This is a genomic window from Bradyrhizobium sp. STM 3843 (assembly GCF_000239815.1).
Taxonomy (GTDB): Bacteria; Pseudomonadota; Alphaproteobacteria; order Rhizobiales; family Xanthobacteraceae; genus Bradyrhizobium.
Genome location: NZ_CAFK01000155.1, coordinates 1 through 2,066, shown reverse-complemented (window position 1 = coordinate 2,066; position 2,066 = coordinate 1). Strand labels below are relative to the sequence as shown.

Sequence of the window (2,066 nt, the reverse complement as noted above, 5' to 3'; positions counted from 1 at the left end):
CGCCACGTCGGGCCATTCGGCGATCAGCGGCACGTCGGGGAAACGCTCGGGGCTCGCAAAGGCGGTGCGCGGATCGACGACTGTGACGTCGTAGCCGAGCGAGCGTGCGATCGGCGCGAGCGCCTGGCTGATATGGACCGCGCCGACGACGACGAGCCGCGCGGTCGGCGCGTAGACATTCAGAAACAGCCTCTTGCCGCCGGCCTCGACCATGCCGCTCTTGCCCATGCGCAATTGCGTGGACAGCTCGTTGCGCAGTGGGTCGGCGGCAATGTCCTTGGCCTTCACCAGACGCTGCTCGCCCGAGGCGACATCGGTGACGAGAATGACGGGCCGCCGGGCGGCGCGTTCGGCATTCAACTCGGCGAGTGTTGCAAGCTTCATCGTCAGCCGACCTTCTCGACAAAGACGCGGATGGTGCCGCCGCAGGACAGGCCGACATTCCAGGCGGTCTCGTCGGCGACGCCGAACTCCAGCATCTTGGGCTGGCCGCTCTCGATCACGTCCATTGCCTCGGTGACGACCGCGCCCTCGACGCAGCCGCCGGACACCGATCCCAAGAACGTGCCGTCGTCATTGATGACCAGGCTCGAGCCGGCCGGGCGCGGCGCCGAGCCCCAGGTCTCGACCACAGTGGCGAGCGCCACGCCATGGCCGGCCTTCTGCCAGTCCTCGGCGGCCTTCAGGATATCCTCGTCGCGGTCGAGCATGGATGCCTCCTTGCGGAATTCAGGCTGCGGAGCGGATCGCGCTGCGGTGATGCGGGGGCAGCGGGGATGACAGCGCCGAGATCAGCGCCGCAATTGACGTCAAGTTATGCACGGGCCGGAATTCGTCAACGTGGGGCAGCATCAATTTGATGCCCTGAGCCTTGGCCTCGAAACCCGAATAACGCAGCAGCGGATTGAGCCAGATCAGGCGGCGGCAGGAGCGGTGCAGCCGGTCCATCTCGAAAGCGAGCTTGTCGTCGGCCTCGCGCTCCAGCCCGTCGGAGATCAAGAGCACGATCGCGCCCTGCCCTAGCACGCGGCGTGCCCACAGCTTGTTGAACGTGTGCAGCGAGGTCGCGATGCGGGTGCCGCCGGCCCAGTCCTCGACCGAGGCCGAGCAACTCGCCAGAGCCTCGTCCGGATCGCGCTGCCGCAATGCGCGACTCACATTGGTCAGCCGCGTGCCGAACAGGAACACCGAGACGCGCTTGCGGGCGTCGGTAATGGCATGCAGGAAATGCAGGAATAGGCGGGTATATTCGCTCATGGACCCCGAGATATCCAGGAGCGCCACAATCGGCGCCGGCTTCTCGATCCGGCCCAGCCGCTGGATGTTGATGATCTCGCCCTCGGTGCGCAATGCCTCGCGCAGCGTCTTGCGCATGTCGATCCGGGCGCCGCGCGGATCCGGCTTGTGGCGGCGGGTCTTGAGCTCGGCCTGCGGCAGCCGCATCTTCTCGATCGCGCGCGTCACCTCGGCGATCTCGGCCGCGCTCATCTGCGCGAAATCCTTCTTCTGCAGCACCTCACGGTCGGACACCGAGAGCCGCAGGTCCTGCTCCAGCGTCTGCGGCTCCTCGTGCATCTGCGGCTGCGCCATCGCCTCCTGGACCCGGCGCGAGGCCGGCTTCGGCTTCTTCTTGGCGTGGTCGGGCAGTGGCACCGAATCCAGCATCGACTTCCACTCTTCGGCAGCGCGAAAGAACAGCTCGAAGGCCTGGGCGAAGATCAGCGCATGCTCACGGCGCTTGACAAAGATCGATTCCAGCGTGGTGAAGACGTCGGCGCGCTTGCCGATGTCGATCGCCTCAAGCGCAGTCATCGCATCGATCACGGCCCCCGGCCCGACCGGCAGGCCGGCGGCACGCAAAGCCCGGGCAAAGCCCGCGATGTTGTCGGCGATGGCGCCGGTGGGAGGGGCGAGGTGGTTGATGGCCAATGTACGACTCCATCGACCCGTCATTCCGGGACATGCGAAGCATGGGCCCGGAATCCATAACCACGAGCGGGAGTATGGATTCCGGGCTCGCCCTGCGGGCGCCCCGGAATGACGAGCGTTGTTGTGGGCACGAGGGG

General features: G+C 66.6%; 3 protein-coding genes. All 3 read right to left on the bottom strand.

Going from position 1 to position 2,066, the window contains the following annotated elements:
* On the bottom strand, positions 1-384 hold a 384-nt coding region (locus BRAS3843_RS17245), incomplete at its 3' end, for an XdhC family protein (RefSeq protein ID WP_035981985.1).
* Positions 385-386: 2 nt separating this feature from the next.
* Positions 387-710 carry an XdhC family protein gene (locus tag BRAS3843_RS17240; RefSeq protein WP_008970249.1) on the bottom strand — a complete coding sequence of 108 codons (324 nt, stop codon included), beginning with the start codon at positions 708-710 and terminating at the stop codon, positions 387-389.
* A gap of 19 nt (positions 711-729) precedes the next feature.
* Positions 730-1,953: a VWA domain-containing protein gene (locus BRAS3843_RS17235; RefSeq protein ID WP_035981984.1), complete on the bottom strand. Its 1,224-nt coding sequence runs from the start codon at positions 1,951-1,953 to the stop codon at positions 730-732.
* Positions 1,954-2,066: the final 113 nt, after the last annotated feature.

Excerpts from the sequence above, each read along its gene's own strand:
- BRAS3843_RS17235 (WP_035981984.1), bottom strand. The coding sequence starts at position 1,953 with ATGACGGGTCGATGGAGTCGTACATTGGCCATCAACCACCTCGCCCCT.
- BRAS3843_RS17240 (WP_008970249.1), bottom strand. The coding sequence starts at position 710 with ATGCTCGACCGCGACGAGGATATCCTGAAGGCCGCCGAGGACTGGCAG.